Source organism: Rhodococcus sp. NPDC127527, assembly GCF_042672245.1.
In the GTDB taxonomy this organism is placed as follows: domain Bacteria; phylum Actinomycetota; class Actinomycetes; order Mycobacteriales; family Mycobacteriaceae; genus Rhodococcus_G.
The window spans coordinates 178,585-199,286 of the sequence record NZ_JBHXVP010000011.1; the positions used below are offsets into that span (position 1 = coordinate 178,585).

Annotated in this window: 22 protein-coding genes; 14 read left to right on the forward strand and 8 right to left on the reverse strand. The window is 68.4% G+C overall.

What is annotated here, in order from left to right:
• Window positions 1-10 precede the first annotated feature (10 nt).
• On the forward strand, window positions 11-2,632 hold the full coding sequence (locus ACFVH2_RS18775) for an ATP-binding protein (protein ID WP_378426008.1): 2,622 nt from the start codon (window positions 11-13) through the stop codon (window positions 2,630-2,632).
• Window positions 2,629-3,309 carry a response regulator gene (locus tag ACFVH2_RS18780; RefSeq protein WP_378426006.1) on the forward strand — a complete coding sequence of 227 codons (681 nt, stop codon included), beginning with the start codon at window positions 2,629-2,631 and terminating at the stop codon, window positions 3,307-3,309. Before ACFVH2_RS18775 ends, ACFVH2_RS18780 begins: the two co-directional genes overlap by 4 nt.
• A gap of 299 nt (window positions 3,310-3,608) precedes the next feature.
• Here the strand turns inward: ACFVH2_RS18780 and ACFVH2_RS18785 are convergent, their stop codons facing one another.
• Window positions 3,609-4,067, reverse strand: coding sequence for an MFS transporter (locus ACFVH2_RS18785; protein ID WP_378426004.1), 459 nt, complete (start codon window positions 4,065-4,067; stop codon window positions 3,609-3,611).
• Between the two features lie 505 nt (window positions 4,068-4,572).
• On the opposite strand from ACFVH2_RS18785, the gene ACFVH2_RS18790 reads away from it, so the two are divergent.
• From ACFVH2_RS18790 to ACFVH2_RS18845, 12 genes are all read left to right on the forward strand, one after another.
• Window positions 4,573-4,818 (forward strand): hypothetical protein, encoded by a 246-nt coding sequence (locus ACFVH2_RS18790; RefSeq protein ID WP_378426003.1) that lies wholly within the window; start codon window positions 4,573-4,575, stop codon window positions 4,816-4,818.
• 82 nt (window positions 4,819-4,900) lie between these two features.
• Window positions 4,901-5,230: a hydrogenase maturation nickel metallochaperone HypA gene (locus ACFVH2_RS18795; protein WP_378426001.1), complete on the forward strand. Its 330-nt coding sequence runs from the start codon at window positions 4,901-4,903 to the stop codon at window positions 5,228-5,230.
• Between the two features lie 3 nt (window positions 5,231-5,233).
• Entirely contained in the window at window positions 5,234-6,028 is a 795-nt protein-coding gene (gene hypB, locus ACFVH2_RS18800; protein WP_378425999.1) for a hydrogenase nickel incorporation protein HypB, read from the forward strand.
• Between the two features lie 106 nt (window positions 6,029-6,134).
• Window positions 6,135-7,190, forward strand: a complete 1,056-nt coding sequence (locus tag ACFVH2_RS18805; protein ID WP_378425998.1) for a hydrogenase expression protein HypE — start codon at window positions 6,135-6,137, stop codon at window positions 7,188-7,190.
• Between the two features lie 37 nt (window positions 7,191-7,227).
• Complete coding sequence (locus ACFVH2_RS18810; RefSeq protein WP_378425996.1) at window positions 7,228-9,024, forward strand: nickel-dependent hydrogenase large subunit; 1,797 nt, start codon at window positions 7,228-7,230, stop codon at window positions 9,022-9,024.
• 9 nt (window positions 9,025-9,033) lie between these two features.
• Window positions 9,034-9,957, forward strand: coding sequence for a NifU family protein (locus tag ACFVH2_RS18815; RefSeq protein ID WP_378425994.1), 924 nt, complete (start codon window positions 9,034-9,036; stop codon window positions 9,955-9,957).
• On the forward strand, window positions 9,954-10,589 hold the full coding sequence (locus tag ACFVH2_RS18820) for a DUF5947 family protein (protein WP_378425992.1): 636 nt from the start codon (window positions 9,954-9,956) through the stop codon (window positions 10,587-10,589). Before ACFVH2_RS18815 ends, ACFVH2_RS18820 begins: the two co-directional genes overlap by 4 nt.
• Window positions 10,586-11,227 (forward strand): DUF6084 family protein, encoded by a 642-nt coding sequence (locus tag ACFVH2_RS18825; RefSeq protein WP_378425990.1) that lies wholly within the window; start codon window positions 10,586-10,588, stop codon window positions 11,225-11,227. Before ACFVH2_RS18820 ends, ACFVH2_RS18825 begins: the two co-directional genes overlap by 4 nt.
• Complete coding sequence (locus ACFVH2_RS18830) at window positions 11,224-12,615, forward strand: hypothetical protein (protein WP_378425988.1); 1,392 nt, start codon at window positions 11,224-11,226, stop codon at window positions 12,613-12,615. Before ACFVH2_RS18825 ends, ACFVH2_RS18830 begins: the two co-directional genes overlap by 4 nt.
• Complete coding sequence (locus ACFVH2_RS18835) at window positions 12,612-12,731, forward strand: DUF6893 family small protein (RefSeq protein WP_378425986.1); 120 nt, start codon at window positions 12,612-12,614, stop codon at window positions 12,729-12,731. Before ACFVH2_RS18830 ends, ACFVH2_RS18835 begins: the two co-directional genes overlap by 4 nt.
• A 9-nt stretch (window positions 12,732-12,740) precedes the next feature.
• Entirely contained in the window at window positions 12,741-13,265 is a 525-nt protein-coding gene (locus tag ACFVH2_RS18840) for a hydrogenase maturation protease (protein ID WP_378425984.1), read from the forward strand.
• Window positions 13,266-13,268: 3 nt separating this feature from the next.
• Window positions 13,269-13,517: a HypC/HybG/HupF family hydrogenase formation chaperone gene (locus tag ACFVH2_RS18845; RefSeq protein WP_378425982.1), complete on the forward strand. Its 249-nt coding sequence runs from the start codon at window positions 13,269-13,271 to the stop codon at window positions 13,515-13,517.
• Between the two features lie 27 nt (window positions 13,518-13,544).
• Here the strand turns inward: ACFVH2_RS18845 and ACFVH2_RS18850 are convergent, their stop codons facing one another.
• Genes ACFVH2_RS18850 through hypF form a run of 7 tightly spaced genes read right to left on the reverse strand, consistent with a single transcriptional unit; the run spans window position 13,545 to window position 20,688 of the window.
• Window positions 13,545-14,291 (reverse strand): DUF6390 family protein, encoded by a 747-nt coding sequence (locus tag ACFVH2_RS18850; RefSeq protein ID WP_378425980.1) that lies wholly within the window; start codon window positions 14,289-14,291, stop codon window positions 13,545-13,547.
• Window positions 14,292-15,425, reverse strand: a complete 1,134-nt coding sequence (hypD, locus tag ACFVH2_RS18855; protein WP_378425979.1) for a hydrogenase formation protein HypD — start codon at window positions 15,423-15,425, stop codon at window positions 14,292-14,294.
• A gap of 31 nt (window positions 15,426-15,456) precedes the next feature.
• The gene (locus tag ACFVH2_RS18860; RefSeq protein WP_378425977.1) at window positions 15,457-15,729 is read right to left on the reverse strand and encodes a HypC/HybG/HupF family hydrogenase formation chaperone; all 273 of its coding nucleotides are present in this window, start codon (window positions 15,727-15,729) and stop codon (window positions 15,457-15,459) included.
• Window positions 15,730-15,759: 30 nt separating this feature from the next.
• A complete protein-coding gene (gene hypE, locus ACFVH2_RS18865; protein ID WP_378425975.1) occupies window positions 15,760-16,866 on the reverse strand; it encodes a hydrogenase expression/formation protein HypE in 1,107 nt (368 codons plus the stop codon).
• Window positions 16,863-17,555, reverse strand: a complete 693-nt coding sequence (locus tag ACFVH2_RS18870; protein ID WP_378425973.1) for an SIS domain-containing protein — start codon at window positions 17,553-17,555, stop codon at window positions 16,863-16,865. The genes hypE and ACFVH2_RS18870 overlap by 4 nt, the downstream gene beginning before the upstream one ends.
• Window positions 17,552-18,289 (reverse strand): hydrogenase assembly protein HupF, encoded by a 738-nt coding sequence (locus ACFVH2_RS18875; RefSeq protein ID WP_378425971.1) that lies wholly within the window; start codon window positions 18,287-18,289, stop codon window positions 17,552-17,554. Before ACFVH2_RS18875 ends, ACFVH2_RS18870 begins: the two co-directional genes overlap by 4 nt.
• Complete coding sequence (hypF, locus tag ACFVH2_RS18880) at window positions 18,286-20,688, reverse strand: carbamoyltransferase HypF (RefSeq protein WP_378425969.1); 2,403 nt, start codon at window positions 20,686-20,688, stop codon at window positions 18,286-18,288. The genes ACFVH2_RS18875 and hypF overlap by 4 nt, the downstream gene beginning before the upstream one ends.
• Window positions 20,689-20,702 lie beyond the last annotated feature (14 nt).

Here is a 20,702-nt window from a genome sequence, read left to right on the forward strand (position 1 = left end):
CCACGCCGACATGAACGACACCGGTGAGCAGATGACGGACCAAGCCCCCGAGACGGCTGACGATCGCGTCAGTGCCCCCCTCGCGACGACGGCAGCGCCGCGAGGTCAACTCAGGATCTACCTCGGGGCCGCTCCCGGCGTGGGCAAGACCTACTCGATGCTCGGCGAAGCACACCGGCGGCTCGAGCGGGGAACAGATGTCGTGGTGGCCGTCGTCGAAACGTACGGACGCACCAAGACCGAAGACCTGGTCCACGGTCTCGAGATGATCCCGCTCCAGACCGTCTCCTATCGGGGCACCACGATGCGCGAACTCGACGTCGACGCCACTCTCGCCCGTCGTCCGCAGGTGGTCGTCGTCGACGAACTCGCCCACACCAACGCCCCGGGTAGCCGCCATCTCAAGCGCTGGCAGGACGTCGAGGAACTGCTCGAGGCCGGCATCGACGTGCTCTCCACCGTCAACGTCCAGCACCTCGAAAGCCTCAACGACGTCGTCCAGCAGATCACCGGCGTCATCCAACGGGAAACGGTCCCCGACGCCATCGTGCGCGCGGCCACACAAATCGAGCTCGTCGACATCACGCCGGAGGCGCTGCGCCGCAGGCTTGCCCACGGCAACGTGTACACCGCCGACAAGGTCGACGCAGCATTGAGCAACTACTTCCGCCCAGGCAACCTCACCGCCCTACGGGAGCTCGCACTGCTGTGGCTCGCCGATCAGGTCGATGCCGCCCTGGCGAAATACCGATCCGACAAACGCATCACCGCTACCTGGGAGGCGCGTGAGCGGGTCGTCGTCGCAGTGACCGGAGGTCCGGAGTCGGAAACCCTCGTGCGCCGGGCGAGCCGCATCGCATCGAAGGCCAGTGCCGAGTTGATGGTCCTGCACGTGGTGCGAGGGGACGGGCTGGCTGGGGTGTCCGCCACCGCGATGGCGAAGGTCCGCCGACTGGCCGCCGACCTCGGCGCCAGCGTGCACAGTGTCGTCGGCGACGACGTGCCCGCCACCCTCCTCGAGTTCGCGAGATCGGTCAATGCGACACAGCTGGTGATCGGCACCTCTCGGCGGTCACGGTTCGCCCGGATCTTCGACGAGGGAATCGGCGCGACGGTGGTACGCGAATCCGGCAAGATCGACGTCCACACCGTCACACACGAGCACTCCAACCGCCAGTGGCGCCCACCCCCGGCGGGGTCGCGGCCGCGAACGGCACTCAACTGGATTGCCGCAGTCGCGGTCCCGTCCGCGGCATCGGTGTTGATGGCGCTCGCAGGCCCTCGACTCGGACTCGGCGCCGAAAGCGCACTGTTCTTCGTCGTCGTGCTCGTGGTCTCGCTGCTCGGAGGCGTTGCCCCCGCCGCGCTGTCCGCCATCGTCTCCGGGCTCCTGCTCAACTACTACTTCACCCCCCCGATCCACAGCTTCACCATCGCTGAACCCGCCAACCTGATCACCATCGTCGTGCTGCTCGTGGTCGCAGTGGCGGTCGCGGCCCTCGTCGACGCCGCCGCCAAACGGACCCGCGAGGCACGCCGAGCGTCCCAGGAAGCGGAACTGCTCACCTCGTTCGCAGGCTCTGTCCTGCGCGGCGCCGACCTGCCGGCGCTGCTCGAACGTGTTCGCGAGACCTACGGCCAACGCGCGGTCAGCGTCATTCACGACCAGGACGTTCCCGTGTGTTCGGTGGGCGAGAATCCACCGCTGAGCATCGATTCGGCGGACACCGTGTGTGAGGTGGGCGACGGGGAGTACGCCGTGCTGCTGTCCGGTCACGAACTGCGCGGTCACGATCGCCGGGTGCTCGGCTCGGTCGCGAACCAGGCGGTCGGACTGATACGACAGGAACAACTCGCCGCGGAGGCGAGCGAAGCCAGGGCGCTCGCTGCGGCGGACCGGCTGCGGCGGTCATTGCTGACGGCCGTGAGCCATGACCTGCGCAGCCCCCTCGCCGCGATCAAGGTGGCGGTATCCAGTCTGCGCAGTGAGGACGTCGAGTTCTCTCCTGAGGACACTGCGGAACTGCTTGCCACCGTGGAGGAATCGGCTGATCAGTTGACCGATCTGGTCGGCAATCTGCTCGATTCGTCGCGGTTGGCAGCCGGGGCAGTTACGCCGGTCCTTCGACGGGTATACCTCGACGAGGTCGTGCATCGGGCGTTGGTCGGGGTCGGGCGGGGTATCCCGGGCTACGGCCGGGCCGGGCCGGACCGAGTGCACGTGGACGTCGACGGGTCATCAGTTCTCGCCGACGCGGGACTACTCGAGCGCGCGCTGGCAAACCTCGTCGACAATGCGCTCCGATACGCCGCCGACAGCCCCGTCCGTATCAATGCCGCGCAAATCGGGGGACGCACCGTGATCACCGTCGCAGACACCGGACCCGGCATCCCGCGCGGTTCCGAGAACGCCGTGTTCGAACCGTTCCAACGCCTCGGCGATCGCGACAACACCGCCGGTGTCGGCCTGGGCCTCTCCGTCGCACGGGGGTTCGTCGAAGCCATGGGAGGCACCGTGACCGCCACCGACACTCCCGGCGGCGGCCTCACCGTGGTTGTCGACCTCCCAGCCGGCGACCACCCACTCGATCCGCTCGAACACAACCGCATCAACGGTGAGGTGCCGCGGTGACAACGGTGTTGGTAGTCGACGACGACCCGCAGATCCTCCGTGCCCTGCGAATCAACCTGAGCGTTCACGGCTATCAGGTGATCACCGCTTCGACCGGCGCCGAGGCGCTACGCGCGGCCGCCGACCGCAAACCGCACGTCGTAGTACTCGACCTCGGACTGCCCGATATCGACGGCATCAAGGTCCTCACAGTCCTGAGAGGGTGGACCCAGATCCCTGTGGTCGTGCTCTCGGCACGCACCGACTCCGCCGACAAGGTCGAGGCCCTCGACGCCGGCGCCGACGACTATGTGACCAAACCCTTCGGCATGAACGAATTCCTCGCCCGCCTGCGTGCCGCTGCCCGCCGAGGTATGTCTCAGGCGGATGCGGGCGAACCGGTAGTGGTGACCGAGTCCTTCACCGTTGATCTCGCGGCGAAGAAGGTGACCAGGGATGGCACCGAAGTCCACTTGACCCCCACCGAATGGGGAATGCTCGAGATGCTCGCTCGCAATCACGGAAAACTGGTCGCACAAAAGGATCTGCTGCGGGAGGTATGGGGCCCCGCCTATGCCGGGCAAACCCACTACCTACGTGTCTATCTCGCTCAGATGCGACGCAAGCTCGAACCTGACCCCACCCACCCGCGCCACCTGATCACCGAGCCCGGCAGGGGCTATCGACTAGAACTGTGACAGCTCGCCACGACCCTTGAACGGGGTAGCCGACGACGGCCCCTAGCCGGGACGCAGGAACCCCTGTGACCCGCGAGACGATCGTGCAGCTGATCGACGGTATCGACCAGACCCCCATCGGCAGTGGGGCGAGAGCATCACCTTCTCGGTGAACGGAGTCAGCCACGCGATAGACCTGACCACCATGAATGCGACGGAGTTTCACCGGAAACTCGACTTCGCCGACGCGCACTAGGTCACCACCAGCTCGTACCAGGATCCGTCGATCTCGGGTCTGGTCAGCGCGAGGAGCGATGCCGTCATGTTGTCGCCTGCCAGTCGTTGATTCGGTCGTAGCGCCTGGTCAGCACGGCAGGTGCAGCGGCGACAAGGACTGCCGGGACGGCGTAGCCGGCGGTGCGGGTCGCTGCAGCGGCGACTCCGGCGACGAGCAGGGGTCCGCCGGCGTCGCCGAGTTCGCGGCCGAGTTCGGCGGCGCCCATCGTCTGCCCCATCCGTTCCGGAGGTGTCGAGCCGGCCAGGGTGGCGAACGCCAGGGGGGTGATCATCCCGGTACCGATCCCGATCCCGACCGCCGCGAGCAACACCCCGGTCAGGCCGGGCAGCATCGCGCACGCCAACCCGGCCCCGGTGATCAGTAGTCCGACGGTGACCCCTGTGTCGGCACGGAGGCGCCCCGCATCCAACGCCCGCCCGGTGCGGGGCTGTATCAACGCGGCGCACACCGCGAGAACCGAGACCGCTGCCCCGGTGACCACCGGTCCAGGCCGGCCGCGGCCCCGGACACCGGTAGGAATCCCACCCCGACCGAGAGGGCGGCGGTCGCCGCGGCGAGTCCGCCTCCTGACCGGGTCAGGTCGGCGAACGAGGCGGCGGGACGACGGCATGCTCGAGTGACGCCTGGCCGAGCTGCCTGTCGACCACTGACGCATCCCCTCAGGAAGGAGTCGGTCGAATGATTCATGGGGCCACATCGCGACAGCAACGCAATGATGACCATTGCCGAACCAGCTGAGCAGCGGCAAACTTTCGCGGTACTTGTGCGGCGCCCAGATCCGCAGTCGCGCGGGACTGACAGTGTCTCGACGATCGGGTCATGAGTGAACGGGAGGGGCGGGTCGAATCGGCCCGAAGGGGTCGCGTGAGACGGCGTAATGTGCGGGCCCGCACACACCGACGTCATCGCCTCTGGCGCGCAACCTTGACGCGTCCACCGCACCGACAGCTAGGCGGATGTGCGCGGCATCGCCGGCCGTTCCGTACATGCCCTGTGGAGACCGACGGATCTGGAAGCGGGAGCAGGAGATCGTCTCCATCGTCTCCAGTAGGCGCGAGATCACCACCGGCCCGCTCGGGTGGATCGGCGGCCTCGATCTGGGAGCGATGGGCTTCGTGATCGTCGGCCTGTTCGTGACCACATGGCTTGTAGCTGTGCTGGTTTGGCGATTCAGCGGCGTGCAGAACCGCTGGGAGGCGCGCTTGGTGGCCGAGCCGATTTCCGGAGACTGACGCCGGCCGGGCCCCGGCAGGACGTTGTGCGGGCACCCGCGTGGTCATAGGGTGAAGCGACCGGGCCGGAACGGGGCCGCGTATGCATGAAATGTCGATCACCGCGAGCGTCGTCGACGCCGTGTGCGCGCACGCGGCGGGCAGGCGGGTGCTCAGCGTGACGATCCAAGCTGGGACACTGTGCGCGGTGGTCCCGGAGTCCATGCAGTTCTGCTTCGAACTTGCCACCGAGGGCACGGTGATGGAGGGCGCGCGCCTGGTCATCGAGCAGCCACCGGGCCGGGCTCATTGCCGAAGCTGCGATACGGATTTCGCGCTGACCGACCTGATCCTGTTGTGCCCGTGCGGCAGCGCCGATGTCGAAGTGCTCTCCGGCCAGGAGTTGCGGATTCTATCGATGGAAGTGAGCTGAGTCATGTGTGCCACCTGCGGATGCGGCAACGACGACGGCGCGGTGATCTCCGTGCCGCCCGAGCATCACGATCACGGTCACTCCCATCCGCACGATCACGATCACTCCCATCAGCACCTGCCGCACACCGAAACCGTCTCGCTCGAACAGAAGGTGCTCGCCAAGAACGACCGGGAAGCTGCACTGATCCGGGCGTGGCTGGAGGCCCGCGACATCCTGACCTTCAACATCACGAGTTCGCCGGGATCGGGCAAGACCACGCTCCTCGAGCGCACCATCCGCGACCTGACCGGGACCAGGCCGATTGCGGTCATCGAAGGCGACCAGGAAACCCTGCTCGACGCGAACCGCATCAAGGCCACCGGATGCCCGGTGGTGCAGGTGAACACCGGCGCCGGCTGCCACCTCGACGCGGCGATGATGCGCCGAGCACTCGACGCCCTCCAGCCCGCGGCCGGATCGCTGCTGTTCGTGGAGAACGTCGGAAACCTGGTCTGCCCCGCCCTCTTCGACCTCGGCGAACGCGGCAAGGTGGTGGTCATCTCGGTGACCGAGGGTTCCGACAAGCCACTCAAGTACCCGCACATGTTCGCGGCCGCGCAACTGGTGATCGTCAACAAGCTCGACCTGTTGCCGCACGTGGATTTCGACCTCGAGGCGTGCGCCCGACACGCCCGCTCGATCAATCCGGGCGTCGAACTCCTGCCACTGTCGGCAACCACCGGAGACGGCGTAATCGATTGGTACACATGGATAAACGCGCAATTCACCCACCCGAGCGACTCGTCGGACCGTTGACAACGAGCTTTCTGCGGGTGTACACCGTGATGAGCGTCGCAAAAGTGGGCCGAGGGTCGACTCCGGCGACGTGGGGGATGGTGCGCGTCCCTGGGAGGCGGCGGACATGCCGACACAAGCAGCGATCGAAGCCGAGGACACTCTGATCCACGTCCTCTGGATCAACGCGGGACTCAGTTGCGACGGCGACTCCGTCGCATTGACCGCGGCAACACAACCGAGCGTCGAGGAGATCGCGCTCGGTGCACTTCCCGGACTGCCGAAGATCGCAGTGCACTGGCCACTGATCGACTTCGAATGCGGGCCGGAGGGCGGTGCGGACGACTTCCTGGAGTGGTTCTGGAAGGCGGACCGAGGAGAACTCGAACCGTTCGTCCTGGTAGTGGAAGGTTCGATCCCGAACGAACGACTCCACGACGAGGGCTACTGGTGCGGATTCGGAAACAACCGCGAGACTGGGCAACCCGTCACGACGAGTGAATGGCTCGACCGGCTCGCGCCGAAGGCCACCGCGATCGTTGCGGCGGGTACCTGCGCGACCTACGGCGGCATCCACGCGATGGCAGGCAACCCGACCGGCGCGATGGGGGTACCGGACTACCTCGGCTGGCAGTGGAAGTCCAAGGCAGGCATCCCGATCGTGTGCGTGCCCGGTTGTCCCATTCAACCCGACAACCTGTCGGAGACCCTCACCTACCTGCTCTACATGGCGACCGGCCAGTCTCCGATGATCCCCCTCGACGAGTCGCTGCGGCCCACGTGGTTGTTCGGCCAGACCGTGCACGAGGGCTGTGATCGAGCCGGGTACTACGAGCAGGGCGACTTCGCCACCGAATACGGTTCGCCGAAGTGCATCGTGAAACTCGGCTGTTGGGGTCCCGTCGTCAAATGCAATGTGCCCAAGCGCGGCTGGATGAACGGCGTGGGCGGCTGCCCGAACGTCGGCGGAATCTGCATCGGCTGCACCATGCCCGGGTTCCCGGACAAGTTCATGCCCTTCATGGACGAGCCGCCCGGCGGCAAGCTGTCCAGCACCGTGTCGGAAATCTACGGGTCAGTCATTCGCAGGCTGCGCAGCATCACCGGCAAGACGATCGACCAGGAACCGCACTGGCGCGCGCGCGGGGACCAACTCACCACCGGGGCCCAACGCACCTGGTAGCTCCCGCCCGCAGCGCCACGTTCAGAGAGGCAGTTCGATGACCACGATCGTTCCCGAGCCGTCGAACAAGGCGACGAACCCCGACGGCCTGGTGGAGATGGCGTGGGACCCGATCACGCGCATCGTCGGCAGCCTGGGCATCTACACGAAGATCGACTTCAAGCAGAAGGAGGTCGCCGAATGTCACAGCACCTCGTCGATCTTCCGGGGCTACTCGATCTTCATGAAGGGCAAGGACCCCCGCGACGCACACTTCATCACCAGCCGGATCTGCGGGATCTGTGGCGACAACCACGCCACCTGCTCCTGTTACACCCAGAACATGGCCTACGGCGTCAAGCCGCCTCACCTCGGTGAATGGATCGTCAACCTCGGCGAGGCCGCCGAGTACATGTTCGACCACAACATCTTCCAGGAGAATCTGGTCGCGGTGGACTTCTGCGAGAAGATGGTCGCCGAGACCAACCCGGGGGTACTCGCCCAGGCGGAGCAGACCCGCGCCCCGCACGAGGGCGAACACGGCTACCGCACGATCGCCGACATCATGCGCACCCTCAACCCGTTCACCGGCGAGTTCTATCGCGAGGCGCTGCAGGTCTCCCGCTCGACCCGGGAGATGTTCTGCCTCATGGAGGGTCGGCACGTACACCCCTCGACGCTGTATCCGGGTGGCGTCGGCACCGTCGCGACCATCCAGCTGATGACCGACTACATGACCCGGCTGATGCGCTACGTGGAGTTCATGAAGAAGGTCGTCCCGATGCACGACGACCTCTTCGACTTCTTCTACGACGCGCTGCCCGGCTACGAGAAGGTGGGCCTGCGCCGCACCCTGCTCGGCTGCTGGGGGTCCTTCCAGGACCCCGAGCACTGCAACTTCTCCTACCGGGACATGACCGACTGGGGACGGAAGATGTTCGTCACCCCGGGTGTCGTCGTGGACGGAAAGCTCCTCACCACGGACCTTGTCGACATCAACCTGGGAATACGCATCCTGCTCGGCTCGTCGTACTACGACAACTGGGAAGAGCAGGAAATGTTCGTCACGACCGACCCGCTCGGCAACCAGGTCGATCGCAGGCATCCCTGGAACCAGCACACGAATCCGCACCCGCAGAAGCGCGATCTGGAGGACAAGTACAGCTGGGTGATGTCGCCCCGGTGGTTCGACGGTACCGACCACCTCGCACTCGACACCGGCGGCGGCGCGTTGGCGCGACTGTGGAGCACCGCGCTCGCCGGGCTCGTCGACATCGGATACGTCAAGTCCACCGGCACCAGCGTGCAGATCAACCTGCCGAAGACCGCCCTGAAGGGGCCGGTCTCGTTGGAGTGGAAGATCCCTGTCCACGGCAGTAACACCCTCGAACGGGACCGCGCGCGCACCTACTTCCAGGCCTACGCGGCGGCGTGCGCGCTGCACTTCGCCGAGCAGGCGCTCGTCGAGATCCGGGCCGGACGGACCAAGACCTGGGAGAAGTTCGAGGTGCCCGACGAGGGCATCGGCTGCGGGTTCACCGAGGCCGTCCGAGGCGTCCTGTCCCACCACATGGTGATTCGGGACGGCAAGATCGCCAACTACCACCCGTACCCGCCGACTCCCTGGAACGCCAGCCCCCGGGACAGCTTCGGCACGCCCGGCCCGTACGAGGACGCGGTGCAAGGTCAGCCGATCTTCGAGGAGAACGACCGCGAGCACTTCAAGGGGATCGACATCATGCGCACGGTGCGCAGCTTCGACCCCTGTCTGCCGTGCGGCGTGCACATGTACCTCGGCGACGGCAAGACCCTCGACAAGCTGCACTCGCCGACCCAGTCGCTCACCGGCGAGTGACCGGGCACCATGGACCGCGACACGACCGCAGGGGAGCCCGGACGGTGGCGCACCGCGGGTGAGCGCATCGAGTCCCTGCTCGACGCGAGTTCGGCAGGCGGGACGCAGGCACGCGAGCGCGCCGAACAACTCGTCCGAGAGGTCGCCGGCCTCTACGGCGCCGGCCTCGACCGCATCCTCACGATTCTCGCCGACTCCGGCTGCGCCGCGACGGTCGACGAGTTGGCTGCCGACGAGCTCGTCGCCGGCCTGCTGCTGATCCACGGCCTGCACCCGCACACCGTCGAGGCACGGGTGCGCGGAGCGCTGGACCGGGTCCGGCCCTACCTCGGCTCCCACGGCGGCGACGTGGAGCTGCTGGGCGTGGTCGACGGCGTCGTCCGCCTGAGGCTCACCGGCAGCTGCCACGGCTGCCCCTCCTCGTCGGTGACGCTGGAGCTGGCCGTCAAGGACGCCGTCGAATCGGCGGCCCCCGAGGTCACCGCCATCGAGACCGACGGCACCGAACCCGCCCCCACCGCCGGACTGATCTCCGCGCAGTCGCTGTTCTCGCACGTGCACTCGGCCGCGCCGATCGTCGACGGAACCTGGCTCGCTGCACCCGAACTCGGCGACCTGGCGGCAGGCGAACTCGGTGGGTTCCGCTGCGGCGGCCTGTCGGTCCTGGTGTGCCGGCTCGGCGCGGACCTGCTCGCCTACCGAGACCGCTGCCCCGTCTGCACGAACTCCATGGCCGGGGCCGTCCTGCAGCGTCGTGCGGGCGGCGCCGCCGCCGACGCGGTCCTGCGCTGCCCGACCTGCCGAACCCCGTACGACGTCCGACGGGCCGGTGCCCGGACGGACGGCGGCACCGAGTTCCTCGAGCCCCTGCCCGTGCTCGTGCGCGACGGTGTGCTGTCCATCGCGATCCCCGCGACGGAGGCGGCCGGATGAGCCCGCCCCGGGCCCCGCTGGCGGTACTACGCCGGGTGCTGTCGCAGCCGATTCCCGTTGCCGTCGGCGAGCGCTGCGAGATGTGTACGGAACCCGTCGACGAACAACACCGACACGTCGTCGCCGTGGACGACCGTCGGCTGATGTGTGTCTGCCGCGGCTGCTACCTCCTGTTCACCGACCAGAGTGCTGACCTGCGCTATCGTGCGGTACCCGATCGCTACCTCAGCTTTCCCGACTTCGAACTGGGCCCCGGGCAGTGGGATTCACTCGAGATACCGGTGGACCTGGCCTTCTTCTTCCGGAACTCGGCGTTGGAGCGGACCGTCGCGTTCTATCCGGGCCCCGCGGGCGCGACCGAATCGGAGCTGCCGCTCGACGCCTGGGGCACCGTCCTGGCCGCCAACCCGGCGCTCGCGACCGCCCTGCCCGACGTCGAGGCGCTGCTGGTCCGTGGGAACGTCGACGGCGCCGCGGAGTGCCACCTGGTGCCCATCGACGCGTGCTACCGCCTCGTCGGCCGGTTGCGCAGCGTCTGGCGCGGCTTCGACGGCGGGCAGGACGCCCGGCGCGAGATTCAGAACTTCTTCGACGACGTGTCGCGCCGAAGCCGTCCGGCGGTTCCGTCATGACGGACCTGGCCTTCTCGGTCCTCGGGGTGGAACCCGAGCCGTTCGCGGCGAGCCCGAACCTCACCGCGCGGCTCCGGATCACCGAGCGCAGCGGATCGCCGGTGCACGCCCTGGCGCTGCGCTGCCAGGTGCGGATCGAACCGCACCGGCGCGGCTACAGCGACGCCGAGGCGGAGGGCCTGCTCGACCTGTTCGGGCCCCGGGCCCGATGGACGTCCACGCTGCGCACCTTCCTCTGGATGCATGCGGACACCGTCGTGCAGGGATTCGCCGACACCTGCGAGGTCGATCTGCCGATGCCGTGCACCTACGACTTCGAGGTGACGGCCTCCAAGTACCTGCATGCGCTCGACGACGCCGCGGTTCCGTTGCTCTTCCTGTTCAGTGGCACCGTGTTCACGCGCGGCACCGCCGGATTCGGTGTCGAGCAGATCCCCTGGGACCGGGAGGCGCGTTACGACCTTCCGGTGCCGGTCTGGCGGGCGTTGATCCGCACGCATTTCCCGAGCCGCGGATGGGTGCGGATGGACGAGGACGTCCTGCGCGCACTGAACCGGTACCGCGCCGCTCGCGGACTGCTGGACCTCGATTCGGCGATCGCCACCCTGTTGCAGGGTGCGGGGGAGGCGGTCTCGTGATCACTCAGGCAAGCCTGGACCGGGCACGCGCGGTTGCCGACGCGGTGCTGTACGAGGGCTACCTGCTCTACCCCTACCGCGCGAGTTCACGGAAGAACCAGTCCCGCTGGCAGTTCGGGGTGCTCGGCCCGCCCGGCGCCGAGGCCGCGGGGGCGGGCGAGGACCCCCGGATGTCCAGCGAGTTCCTCCTGCAGCCGACCGCGAACGCAGGCGGCTGCATCCACATCACACTGAGATTCCTGCAGTTGCAGGTGCGCGACGTCGAGCGGGCCGAGTCCGACGGAACCTTCACGCCCGTCGAGATGCTGACGACCGGCGGCACCGACTGGCTCAGCTGGGACGAGGCGGTCGAGCGGGAGGTCGCGCTCGACCGGTGCACCCCCGGCGAGCTGTCTGCGGGCCGGCGGATACCGGTACGGATCGACGGCGGTACCGACGTCGAGAGCCTCCAGGACGCAACCGGATCGATCCGTGGTCGAGTGATCCGGACCCGTCGGCCACTGCAGGCCGAGGTCGAGGTCCGCGGCGAACGACACGACGGACTGTGGCGGCTCCACCTCGAAGTGGCCAACACCGGGTCACCCGTGACCGCGACCGACGCCGAGGCCGAACGGGAGGCGATCCGGCGCTCGCTCATCGGCGCTCACCTCGTCGTCGCGGCCGAGGACGGACGATTCGTGTCGCTGCTCGAACCCGCAGACGCCGCCGCCGACGCCGCGGCAGCTTGCCGGCAGCACCGCTGCTTCCCCGTCCTCGCGGGCCGGCCCGGCGACACCGGGCTGGTCCTGGTGTCGCCGATCATCCTCTACGACTATCCCGAGGTCGCCGAGCAGAGCGAGGGCGCACTGTTCGACTCGAGCGAGATCGACGAGATCCTCACCCTGCGTGTGCTCACCCTCACGGACGAGGAAAAGGCCCAGGCCCGCGCGACTGACCCACTCGCCGCCGCCATCGTCGACCGGTGCGAGCAGCTCACGCCGGAATCGATGACGCGGATGCACGGGATCCTGCGCGATCCCGGCTCCGATGCGGCACCGGTCCCCGAGTTCGCCGGGACCGCGCCATGGTGGGATCCCGAGCAGGACAGTGCCGTTCGTCCCGACACCGATGCCGTCGTCGTGGACGGCGTCGCGATCGCGAAGGGCAGCCTCGTCCGGGTTCGGCCGTCCCGCCGTGCCGATGCCCAGGACCTCTTCTACGCCGGTCGGACGGCCCGCGTGACGGCGGTGCTCTCCGACGTGGACGGCGGCAACCACGTCGGCGTCGTCCTCGTCGACGATCCCGCGGCCGACATGCACGACTGGTACGGCAGATACCTCTACTTCGCACCCGACGAGCTGGAACCGCTCGGACGAAACCAGAGCACCGGAAGGGAGAGTCGGCCATGAAGGTTGTCGGCGAGATCGCCACTGCCGTGGTGGCAATCGTACTGGTGGCGGGCATCGCGATCGGGATCACGTCGATCCCGGACATCAAGCGGTACCTGCGAATCCGGCACATGTAGGCAGGCGGGGTGTCCACCGAGTGCCGAGTCCTGGTCGCCGGGATCGGCAACATCTTCCTCGGCGACGACGGATTCGGGCCCGAGGTGCTGCGCCGAGTCGACGTCGGATCCCTACCTTCGGGGGTCCGAGCGGTCGACTTCGGTATTCGCGGGGTACACCTGGCCTACGAACTGCTCGACGGCTGGGACGGTCTCGTGCTGGTCGACGCGCTGCCGAACCGCGGTGCGCCGGGCGCCGTCCGGGTGTTCGAGATCGACGCGGGTGATGCCGCCCGGGACGGCGGGTTCGACGCGCACGGGATGGACCCGGCGGCGGTCTTCGCTAGCCTGGACGCGTTGGGCGGTACCGCGCCGCGCACGATCGTCGTGGGCGCCCAGGTCCGCTGCGTCGACGAGCGCATCGGCCTGTCCGCGGAGGTGGCTGCCTCGCTCGACGAGGCGGTGAACGCTGTGCGGCGTACCGTCACCGAACTCGTCGCCACCACGCCGCCGAGGGCGCCCGCCGCGACAGCACCGCCCGGCAAGGAGGGCTGAACCGTGTGCCTGGGAATTCCGGGGCGAGTGGTACGCATGCTCGAGGGGTACGGCGACCAGTTGGCCCTGGTCGACGTCGCAGGCGAGCACCGCAAGGTCAACGTGGGAATGCTGCCCGAGAACGGGGTGGCCCCGGGGGACTGGGTCGTCATTCACATGGGATTCGCCGTCGAGAAGACCGATGTGGCGGGCGCCGAGCGGGCGATGGCCGGTCTGGAGTTGATGGGCCGCGGCCGAGTGCCGGACCAGTAGAACCGCACGACGCCGCAGGGGGACACCTCACCCGCCTTCGCGGGTGAGCCGAACATTGGTGCGGTCGAGCTGCCACCGCGTCCAGTGCTCCAGCCGCTCCACCTGCTCCGAATCCAGTCGGTCACACACGAAGTCCCAGTGCACCGCCACCTGGTCGCCTGCCCGCAGGTCCGGCACGAAGACGCCGGACGGGGCGCGGTACCGGCTCGGCCGATCCTGCTCCTGGCCGAGGTGCAGCGTGCCGTCGAACTCGAGCCGCCGCGACCGCACCATCGCGTCCAGACCGCGGATCTCGGTCACCGTGCCCCAACCGATCCGGCAGGAGTCGAGCACCTGGAGCGGTTGCGGCACACCGGCATCGAGCAGGCGCGACCACGGGTAGACCCCGAACACGTGGAACGCGTGGGTGGGCGCCGCCTCGGGCAGCAGCTCGGGCGTCAGGTGCTTCCAGTAGTGCCCGGCCGCAGCGGTGAACTCGGCCAGCATCTCGGCGCCGAACCTGTCGCGGTCGATGCGGTCGGTGAGCTCGTTCCCGGTCCAGTAGGCACGACCGACCCGCTCGTCCAGTGGGTCCGCGATCCCCGACATCGCCGCGACGAGCCGCTGGTAGGGCCAGGCGCCGCTGAACATCGCGGCCAGCGCGGGCACGTCGGTTCCCTCGCCGTCGCCGCAGGCCACCGCCTCGAGCGCGCGCCCCTCGGCCGGACCGCAGTAGCCGAGGGCATTGGGCGCGTACGCATACCGGGCGAAGAGCCGGTGGCCGGGCGGCGGCACTCACGGCTCCGGGCGTTGCCCGACGAGCAGTGCGGTCTCCCGGTGCAACCGACCGAAGTTGTAGTACGCCGCGCAGGCACCCTCGGGAGAGACCATGCAGGTCCCGATCGGCGTCTCGGGGGTACACGCGGTACCGAACACCTTGCACTCCCACGGCTTGATGACGCCCTTGAGCACCTCACCGCACTGGCAGGCCTTGGGATCTGCCACCCGAACACCGGGCATCGAGAACCTCTCCTCGGCGTCGAACTCGGCGTAGTCGCGGTGGATCTTCAGGGCGCTCTGGGAGATGAAGCCCAGTCCGCGCCACTCGAAGTGCGGTCTCAGTTCGAAGGTTTCGGCCATCAGCTTCAGGGCCTGCGTGTTGCCTTCCGGCCGGACCACCCGGATGTACTGGTTCTCCACCTCGCACCGGCCGTCCCGGATCTGTTGCAGCAGCATGTGCACCGACGCGAGGATGTCGAGCGGCTCGAATCCGGCCACCACGATCGGTTTCCCGTACACCTCGGGGACGAAGCGGTAGGGGCGCAGGCCGACCACCGTCGAGACGTGACCGGGACCCAGGAACCCGGAAAGCCGCAGGTCGGGGGACTCGAGGATCGCCTTGATCGGTGGCACGATCGTCACGTGATTGCAGAAGACCGTGAAGTTCTGCACGCCCAGCTGTCGCGCCCGCACCAGGGTCACCGCCGTCGACGGGGCGGTGGTCTCGAAACCCACCGCGAAGAACACCACTTCCTTGTCGGGGTTGTCGACGGCGATCTTCAACGCGTCGAGGGGAGAGTAGACGAACCGGACGTCCGCGCCACGAGCCTTCGCCTCGATCAGGTTTCCCCGAGATCCCGGCACCCGCATCATGTCCCCGAAGGTGGTGAAGACGACATCCGGCCGCTCGGCCAGCGACATCGCGTCGTCGACCCGGCCCATCGGGATCACGCAGACCGGACAGCCGGGGCCGTGCACCAGTTCGACGCTCGCCGGCAGCAGGTGCTCGATACCGTGCCGATAGATGGTGTGGGTGTGCCCGCCGCACACCTCCATGAACTTGAACTCGTCGTCCCCCGCGAGTTCGGTGATCGACTTCACCAGCGCGCGCGCCGCGGCCGGGTCACGGAATTCGTCCACGAACTTCATCGCGCTGCCTCGTTCCGTTCGTCGACCGTCGTCAGGCGATCTCGGTCGAGTTGAATGCATCCATCTCGTTGACGTAGTCGGCGCCCATCTTCTGGACCTGGTCCAGGGTCGCCTGCGCCTCGGCCTCGTCGATCTTCGACATCGCGAAGCCGACGTGCACCAGCACCCAGTCACCCACCACCAGACCGGTGTCCGCGAGCAGGCGCACGCTGATGACGCGGCGGATCCCGTTCACGTCCACCTTGGCGAGATGCTGTTCGGCGTCGACGATGTCGACGACCTGGCCCGGTATCCCGAGACACATCACGTTCTCCTTCCTCTGTCGGTGACCCGCTCAGCAGATCCGGGGGAGCGGGTCGCCGACGAGCATGTCGACGATCCGGCTGCCGCCGAACGCCGTGCGCAACGCCACGATGCCCTCGGGTTCCGCCATCACCTCGCCGATCACCTCGGCCGAGGAACCGAGCGGGTGCTCACGCATCGCTGCCAGCGCCGAGTCGGCTTCCGCGGCGGGGACCACGGCAACGAACTTGCCCTCGTTCGCCACGTACAGCGGATCGATGCCCAGCAGGTCGCAGGCCCCGAGCACCTGCGGCTGCACCGGGAGTACCTGCTCGTCGAGCACCACCGCGACGCCCGCGCTCTGCGCGAGCTCGTTGCACACGGTGCCGACGCCGCCTCGGGTGGCGTCGCGCATCCACCGCGTCGACGGTGCGGCCGCGAGCATCGCCTCGACGATCTCGTTGACCGGTGCGGTGTCCGATGCGATGTCCGCCTCGATCGCGAGTTCACCGCGCGCGAGCATCACCGCCATGCCGTGCTCGCCGATCGTGCCCGACACCAGGACCTTGTCTCCCGGCCGTACCGACTCCACCGACAGCCGCCGACCGGACGGAATCACCCCGACGCCCGCGGTGGAGATGAACATCCCGTCGGCCGCGCCCTTGCCGACCACCTTCGTGTCTCCGGTGACGATCTGCACACCCGCCGTCTGCGCGGAGTCACGCATGTCCGCGACGATCTCCTGCAGCCGCGCGATCTCGAAGCCCTCCTCGATCACGAACGCCGCCGACAGCCACTGTGGCCGGGCCCCCGACACGGCCAGATCGTTGACGGTGCCGTGTACCGCGAGGTTGCCGATCGAGCCTCCCGGAAACCGGAGCGGCTGAACGACGTACGAGTCGGTGGAGAACGCCAGCCTGTCTCCCGCGGGCAACGCCAGCACCGCGGCGTCGCCCATCTGCTCGAGCTCCGGATTGCGGAATGCCTCGACGAAAACGGTGTCGATCAGCGCCGCGGACGACTTGCCGCCCGCCCCGTGTGCCAGCGTCACCACCGACTCGAGCAACCGAGGTCTGCGCTTGCGGAAGGCGTCGATGCGGTCGAGGACGTGCCCCTCCCGCTCGGCCGCGGTGGCAGGCTGCGCCGGTGACCTGGTCATTGCGAATCCCCCGATTCTGAGGCCCCGCCGTGCGGCGCGGGTTGGGTCAGGTGCGTCTGCACCGCGGACCAGAGCGCGTAGCCGACCAGGGCGTGACTCTCCTGGATGCGGTGGATGCTCTGGGAGCGAATGGTGAAGCAGAAGTCCAGGTCCGGGCTCGCGGCCATCCGGCCGCCGTCGTGCCCGGCGAATCCGATCGTGAGAAGGCCCCGCTTCTTCGCCTCGGCGAGCGCGGTCATCAGGTCGTCGGAGTTCCCGGAGGTGGACAGCGCGATGGCGATGTCGGGTGCGGTGGCGTGCGCGATGATCTGGCGAGAGAAGATCAGCTCGAAGCCGACGTCGTTGCCCAGGGCGGTCACGACGGCCTGATCGGCCGCCAGCGACCAGGCGGCGACGGGCCGCCCACGTGCGGGCCTGCTGAACAGCGACGCCAATGTCGCCGCGTCCGTGGAGCTTCCGCCGTTGCCGAAGGTGTACAGCCGCCCGCGCCTGCCGAACCGTTCGGCCATCCGTACCCCGGCCTCGTTCACGGACTTGCCCCATTCGTCGAGCGAGGCTCGCTGCAGTCGGGAACTCTCGGCGGCCTTGCCGCGCGCGGAGGCGGCGAGATCGGTCAGCAGCGGTTCGGTGTCGCGTTCCTCCGCGTCGATGAACGGGTAGAGGAAATTGGTGCTCTCACGTTCGGTCATGACACCGCCCCGTCGCCGATGCGGGTCAGGGCCGCCCCGCCGTGCACGAGGAGCAGGTCGTCGACCGCCACCTCGCCGACCACCGTCACGTCCACGTACTCCTCACCGGTCGCGGTGCGCACCAGCGCCGGGTCCAGCGCCGCCGCGGGCGGCAGCACGACCTCCGCGAGCCGGCCCTCGTCGCTGCACGTCACGCACGACTCGCCGGCGCAGTCCTCGGGCGCCGGCGTGAGCAGACCGGGATGCTCGAAGCAGACGTGGGTCAACTCCCAGAGCAGGTGGTACATCAGCACGAACCGTCCCGTGGCCGGGACCATCGGGTCGTCGGAGTCCACCCAGAGGATGTGGGTGGCGGTGCCGGCCGGTGGCCGCGGGCCGGACCCGATCCAGATCGTGTCGGTACCCCAGGCAGGGGAGCGGCGCATCACGTCCCGCACCTGGGGCTGCTCCTCGGATGCCACCGCGATGATCACGTCTCCCGGTCGCGACGCGACGCGGCACTGCGCCACCGGGTCCGGTTCGACGAGCGCCACCGACGGCAGAGCCCGCTTGCCCACGATCACCGGGTGCACGAACTCCACCGCGACGTGGTGCGCGTGCGGTTCCCACTGCGGTGACACCACCCACAACGTGGCACCGGCGTTGAACCGCCGGGCAAGTGCGAGGGCAGCGGCCGCGAGGTCGGCCGACAGTTCGTCGCCGATCAGTGGCGCGTCGGGCACGGTCACCGTCATGTCATCACTCCGATCGTCGGCTTCTCCGATGTCATCGGGCTCTCGGACGCCACCACCGCCGGACGGCGCTCCGCGAGTGCGGCCCTTCCGAGGACCGCTTGTCCGAGTGAGATCCCGCCGTCGTTGGCGGGCACCCGGGCGTGTACGAGTACCTCGAACCCGCGCTCTCGTAGGTCCTGCCGCAGCAGCCCGAGGAGCAACCGGTTCTGGAACACACCGCCGGTCAGACCGACGACCGTGACGCCGGTCCGGGCACCCGCGCCCGCGGCCAGTCGACCGGTCGCCTCCGCGAGTGCGCGATGGAATCCGAGTGCCAACGCGGCGCGATCGGTGCCCGCGCGCAGAGCCTCGACCACACCGCCGATCAGGGTGTCGAACGCGAGCTCGTCTCCGTCGACGCCCATCGTCAGGAGGGCAGGACGCGACGCCGATCGGGCCAGCGTCTCGAGTTCGATCGCGGCCTGCGCTTCGTAGCTGATCCGGTGGCGGAGACCGAGCAGCGAGGAGACCCCGTCGAACAGACGGCCGACGCTGGTGGTTCGGACGCACCCGACGCCCGAGCCGAATTGCGACTCCAGCATCTCCCGTTCGGCGGCTGCGAGGGCGCGCGTGCACGGCAGGTCCTCGACATCGCCGACACCGGCCTCGTGCAGCAGCGACATCGCGACCCGAACGGGATTGCGCACCCCCGTGTCGCCGCCGGGCAGCCAGAACGGCTGCAGGTGGCCCACCCGGCGGGCGTCCAGCGGGGCCGGCCCCACCTCGAGAACCTCGCCACCCCAGATTGTGCGGTCACAGCCGTAGCCGGTGCCGTCGTACGCCACACCGAGGATCCGGGTCCCGAGTCGGCCGTGTTCGGCCAGCAACGCGGCCACGTGCGCGTGATGGTGCTGCACGGTGCGCAGCGGAATGCCCTCCTGGTCACAGAATCGTCGCGCCCACTGCCCCGTCGAGTAGTCCGGATGCTCGTCCGCGACGACAAGTTCCGGAACCGACCGGTGCACCGTCGTCAGCTGCCGTACCGACCTCTCGAAGGCCCGCTGACTCTCCAGGGTGCCCATGTCACCGAGGTGCGCCGAGCAGAAGGCGAAGTCCTGGCGGGTCAGGCAGAAGGTGTTCTTCACCTCGGCACCGACCGCGAGCACAGTCGGTCCGTTCGACGGCAACAGCACCGGCAGCGGCGCGAAACCCCGTGACCGTCGAATCGGGACCGGATCACCCTCGGCCACCGCGAGCACCGAATCCTCGCAGGGCACCGCGATGTCGCGATCGTGCATCAGCAACATGTCGGCGACGTCGCCGAGCCTCGAACGGGCATCGGCATTCTCGAAGCACAGCGGCTCACCGCTGAGGTTGCCGGAGGTCATCACCAGCAGCTCGGGCGGGGCGGGGGCATCGTCCCCGGGAACCGGATCGAACAGCAGTTGGTGCAGTGGGGAGTAGGGGAGCATGAGCCCCAGCTCGTCGATGTCCGGCGCCACTTCTTCGGCGACCGCTCCGCGTTCGGGCTTGCGCACCAACACGATCGGTCGTGCCGGTGTCCGAAGCAGTTCGCCTTCGGCGGCCGTCACCCGGCCGGCCCGCGCCGCGACCGACATGTCGCGCGCCATCACGGCAAAGGGTTTCGCGGGCCGGTGTTTGCGAGTGCGCAGCCGCGCAACTGCAGATGCGCTGGTGGCATCGCACACCAGGTGGAACCCGCCAATGCCCTTGACCGCCACCGTCAGGCCGCCTCGCAGGGCGTGTTGCGCACGTCGGAGCACCTCGTCGTCCCCGTCGATCCGACGGCCGCCCATCTCGAGAAACAGGTGGGGGCCGCAGTGGTGACAGCAGATCGGTTGCGCGTGGTAGCGGCGGTCGTCAGGGTTCCGGTACTCCCGTTCGCACGCCTCACACATGGGGAACTTCGCCATCGTGGTCGCGGGTCGGTCGTAGGGCAGGTCGGTGACGACGGTCAGCCGGGGACCGCAGTTGGTGCAGTTGACGAACGGGTGGCGGTAGCGGCGATCGGAGGGGTCGTGCAACTCACGCAGGCAGTCGGCGCACGTTGCCGTATCCGGCGGGATCAAGGTGCGAGCACCCGCGACATGCACGCTCTCGACGATCCGGAAATGCGAATCACCCTGCGTCGGCACTGTTTCGGACCCGAGGTCCACGACGGCCGCGATCCGCGGGGCGTCGGTGCGCAACCGGCGGGTGAACTGGTCCAGTACGTGGGGATGTCCCTCCACCTCCACGAACACACCCGCGTCGTCGTTTCCACAGCATCCGCAGACCCCCAGGTCGGAGGCGAGCCGCGCGACGAACGGCCGGAAACCGACGCCCTGAACGATTCCCCGCACGGTGATGCGGCGCCGCTCGGGCCTGGCGCGGGCGCTCGTCCGAACGTGGCTGCCCATACACGACTCCGCAT